Here is a 4523-nt window from a genome sequence, read left to right on the forward strand (position 1 = left end):
GGGGGGGAGGTTAGGTGGGGACTGAAGTAGTAGTAAGACCGTGGTTGCTCGTTTTTGTCAACTCTTGTGACCATTGGGAGTTATCCTGGCAATTAGAATTGCCGCAGATGGCTACTTGAGCAAAAAAATCATTCAAGATAGCTTATACTGCGATATTTTACGTAACTTTGCAAAAAAATAGAAAGACAGACAGTTATATGAATGTTGTTATCAAGGAAACGGATATAATAAAGGCAGCCAACGAAGGCATGGACGAGTTCGTCAACCTGTTCTCAAATGCCATACTCGACAGCATCGGGGGAAGTCTCACGGCTGAAAACATGGCAGAGCTTTCGGCAGACCAAATCACGCTTCTGGCTTATATCTGGCTGAGAGACGAAGTGATGGACGGAGGATTCGTGCAGCTCATACACAACGGCTACGGACCATTCATCTTCGACAACCCTTTCGCAAGGGCGATGAAACAATGGGGACTTCGGGATTTCTCAAAATTACTGTATTCGGCAAGAAAACTATACAATGAAAACAAGGAGGAAATAGAAAGAGAATGCAGCGATGAGGAGTTCATGGCTCTGTTTGAAAGATTCCCTGACTTTGATGATTTCGACGACACGTTCGTGGAAAACGAAGAGGAATGGACTTCAGAAATCGCCCATTACATCGATGGACACATCGATGAATTCGCAAAAATCGAACAGTAAAAGCATCCATATTGTCTGTAGTCTTGACAACACACTTATTATTTCAGTCCAGACTGTAGTCTTGGCTGAATATAGTCTTGACGACATAATGAATTAGAAGAAAAACGTTTTATGAATAAAGAACAGGAATTGTTGAGAAAGAAAAGTCCTGTGAGCATACGCAACAAAAAGGCTTCTTTCGAATATTTCTTCGTAGACACATACACGGCAGGAATAGTGCTGACAGGAACGGAGATAAAGTCCATACGTATGGGCAAGGCTTCGCTCGTGGATACATTCTGCTATATACACAACGGGGAAATATGGGTGAAAGGAATGAATATATCGCCTTATTTCTATGGCTCTTACAACAATCATGAGAGCAAGCGTGACAGGAAACTTCTATTGAACAAAAAAGAAATCCACAATCTGCAGGAAGACACAAAGCAGGTGGGCTTCACCATCATACCGACGCTCCTCTTCATCGACGACCATGGAAGGGCTAAGCTCGACATAGCCCTATGCCGCGGAAAGAAAGAATTTGACAAGCGTCAGACTCTCAAAGAGAAAGAAGACAGAAGAGAAATGGACAGGGCAAGGAAAAGATTCTGACAAATGTAGAAAGATATTTTTTCGGATGCAAGAGAAAATCCCTTTGATATGAAAATAAAGAATATAATGTTTGACTTGGGTGGCGTGATAATGACCATCGACCAGCCAAGTGCAGTAAAGAGATTCAAGGAAATAGGACTGGAGGACGCAGATCGGCGCCTTGACCCCTATACCCAGAGCGGAATATTCGGAGACCTGGAAGAAGGAAAGATCACGGCTGACGAATTTATCCGCGAACTCAGCAAGCTCTGCCACAGGGAACTGACTTTCGATGAATGCAAATACGCATGGAGAGGATACACGAAAGAGGTGCCTCTCAGAAACATAAAAGTCCTGGACAAACTTAAAAGCATGGGCTACAGACTGATTCTCATCTCAAACACAAATCCTTTCATGATGAGCTGGGGGATGAGCGACGGCTTCTCTGGCGACGGACGAAGCATAGCTGATTTCTTCGACTCTCTATACATGAGCTTCAAGATGAAGATGATGAAGCCGAACAGGAAAATGTTTGAGGAAATCATTTCTAAAGAAAGTATTCTGCCAGAGGAAACTCTCTTCGTTGACGACGGACCGGCAAATATAGAAATGGGAAAGAATCTGGGATTCAAGACGTTCTGCCCCCAAAACGGAGAGGATTGGACGAAGGAGCTCCTTGACGCCCTTGAAGCTCTGAACGCAAGATAGAAGATCAAAACTTAATATATCATGTTTAAGAAGAAAAGAAGATGGCATTGTCTGTCAGGACAAGAGCCAACTGAGCTTGACAAGAAGGTAATGTATTGGGAAAACAAAGGTAAAGAGGTTCCGACACGTGACCTCATCCGAACTCCCGAAGAAATAGAAGGAATAAAGCGTAGCGGCATCGTCAACACAGGAGTGCTCGACGAAGTGGCAAAACAGATACATGCCGGCATGAACACTCTGGAGATTGACAAAATCTGCTATGACTATTGCGTAGACCATGGCGCAACTCCAGCATGCCTCAATTATGAAGGTTACCCCAAAAGCGTGTGTACGAGCATCAATGAAGTGGTGTGCCACGGAATACCTAAGGAGGAGGATGTCTTGCAGGAGGGCGACATCGTCAACGTTGACTTCACCACAATACTTGACGGATATTTCGCCGACGCCTCACGAATGTTCATTATCGGCAAGACTACTCCTGAGAAGGAGCAGCTCGTGAGAGTGGCAAAGGAATGCCTCGAAATTGGAGCTGAAGCGGCAAAGCCGTATTCTTTCGTCGGAGATATAGGTCACGCAATACAGAAACATGCTGAGAAATACCACTACGGTGTGGTAAGAGACTTGTGTGGACACGGTGTGGGACTGAAATTCCACGAAGAGCCTGAGGTACTGCATTTCGGACATCGTGGAACAGGAATGCTACTCGTGCCAGGCATGGTTTTCACCATCGAGCCGATGATCAATATGGGAACATGGCAGGTATTCATCGATGAAGACGATGAATATGGATGGGAAGTAATCACGGGTGACGAAAAACCGAGCGCACAATGGGAGCACACTTTTCTAATGACTGAACATGGAGTGGAGATTCTCACCCACTAAAGGCTGAGGCTTGAAAATTTCTGATTATGGAACAAAAGGATATATATATATTAGGAATAGAAAGCAGCTGCGACGATACTTCGGCTGCTGTCTTGAAAAACGGAGTGCTGCTGAGCAATGTCACGGCTTCGCAAGATGTGCACATGGCATATGGCGGCGTTGTTCCTGAACTTGCGTCGAGAGCACATCAGCAAAACGTCGTGCCCGTGGTTGACCAGGCTATAAAAAGAGCCGGTATAACCAAAGAACAACTGTCGGCTGTGGCTTTCACAAGAGGTCCGGGCCTTATGGGCTCGCTGCTCGTGGGCGTAAGTTTTGCCAAAGGCTTCGCACGCTCGTTGGGCATTCCGCTAATCGACGTGAACCATCTCCAGGGTCATGTCATGGCTCACTTCATAAAAGAAAGCGATGACGACAACTCTGCTCCCCCACTCCCGTTCTTATGTCTGCTCGTAAGCGGCGGAAACTCACAGATAGTCAAGGTGAACTCATACAAGGACATGGAGCTACTGGGACAGACTATCGACGATGCTGCCGGCGAAGCAATAGACAAATGCTCAAAGGTGATGGGACTCGGATATCCGGGCGGTCCTATCATAGACAAGCTGGCACGCAAGGGAAACCCCTTGGCATATAAGTTCGCTGAGCCTCATATAGCCAATCTGGACTACAGCTTCAGCGGACTCAAGACTTCTTTCCTCTATAGTCTACGTGAATGGATAAAGGACGATCCGGAATTCATCGAACATCACAAGGAGGACATCGCGGCAAGTCTTGAGCATACGATAGTGGACATCTTGATGAAGAAACTTCGTCTAGCCGTGAAGCAGACGGGCATAAAGCACGTGGCTGTGGCAGGAGGCGTGAGTGCGAACAACGGACTGCGGAATGCTTTCAAAGACCATGCGAAACGTTATCATTGGGATATCTACATCCCAAAGTTCAGCTATACAACCGACAATGCGGCCATGATAGCCATAACGGGATATTATAAATATATGGACAAGGAATTCTGTCCGATAGACGCTCCGGCGTTTTCTAAAGTAACGTTCAAATAAAACAAAATCAAACACAATGGGTTTCGAAAACAAAATACTTAGTAGAGAGATCAGCCAACTGATATGGGAAAACGGCAAAACCCTCGGCACTGCTGAGAGTTGCACCGGCGGACGTATCGCAGAGTCTATCATCGCCATGCCAGGTGCTTCCAATTATTTCAAGGGGGGGATCGTTTCCTATACCAATGAGATAAAGGAGAGAATCCTCGGCATCAGCCACAATCTTCTGGAAGAGAAGACTGCCGTATGCGAGGATGTAGCGATAGAGATGGTGAAAGGCGCCATAAAGGTTCTTGATGTTGACTATGCCATTTCGGCAACCGGTTTTGCCGGTCCTGGCGGAGGCACGGGCGATATTCCAGTGGGTACGATCTGGCTTGCCTGCGGCAACAAGGATGATATCGTGACAATGAAGCTGGAAGACGACTTCGGCAGAGACATAAATCTTGCAAATGCCACGACAAAGGCTCTTCAGATGTTTCTGCAATATCTGCTCGACCGAAGCGAAAAAAGCGATGATGACGGCGAACCGACTCCGACATTTGGAGTTGTGGAATGATTAAGAAACTATCATCAAAGTCATACAATCGAGTAGGAGGAAAAC

General features: G+C 46.1%; 6 protein-coding genes. All 6 read left to right on the forward strand.

Going from position 1 to position 4523, the window contains the following annotated elements; all coding sequences use genetic code 11:
- The first annotated feature begins 197 nt into the window (after window positions 1-197).
- The 6 genes from QVO99_RS00785 (at window position 198) to QVO99_RS00810 (ending at window position 4478) form a co-directional block, all read left to right on the forward strand.
- On the forward strand, window positions 198-701 hold the full coding sequence (locus QVO99_RS00785; RefSeq protein WP_022315681.1) for a DMP19 family protein: 504 nt from the start codon (window positions 198-200) through the stop codon (window positions 699-701).
- Between the two features lie 111 nt (window positions 702-812).
- Window positions 813-1292: an SsrA-binding protein SmpB gene (gene smpB / locus QVO99_RS00790; RefSeq protein ID WP_022315683.1), complete on the forward strand. Its 480-nt coding sequence runs from the start codon at window positions 813-815 to the stop codon at window positions 1290-1292.
- A 48-nt stretch (window positions 1293-1340) separates the two neighbouring features.
- On the forward strand, window positions 1341-1979 hold the full coding sequence (locus QVO99_RS00795) for an HAD family hydrolase (RefSeq protein ID WP_022315684.1): 639 nt from the start codon (window positions 1341-1343) through the stop codon (window positions 1977-1979).
- Window positions 1980-2000: 21 nt separating this feature from the next.
- A complete protein-coding gene (gene map, locus QVO99_RS00800) occupies window positions 2001-2861 on the forward strand; it encodes a type I methionyl aminopeptidase (protein ID WP_022315685.1) in 861 nt (286 codons plus the stop codon).
- A gap of 26 nt (window positions 2862-2887) precedes the next feature.
- Window positions 2888-3919, forward strand: coding sequence for a tRNA (adenosine(37)-N6)-threonylcarbamoyltransferase complex transferase subunit TsaD (gene tsaD, locus QVO99_RS00805; RefSeq protein ID WP_022315686.1), 1032 nt, complete (start codon window positions 2888-2890; stop codon window positions 3917-3919).
- Between the two features lie 16 nt (window positions 3920-3935).
- Window positions 3936-4478 carry a CinA family protein gene (locus QVO99_RS00810; RefSeq protein WP_022315687.1) on the forward strand — a complete coding sequence of 181 codons (543 nt, stop codon included), beginning with the start codon at window positions 3936-3938 and terminating at the stop codon, window positions 4476-4478.
- The last annotated feature ends 45 nt before the right edge of the window (window positions 4479-4523 follow it).

The sequence above is a fragment of the Prevotella sp. CAG:592 genome (assembly GCF_000436015.1).
GTDB lineage: Bacteria > Bacteroidota > Bacteroidia > Bacteroidales > Bacteroidaceae > Prevotella > Prevotella pectinovora.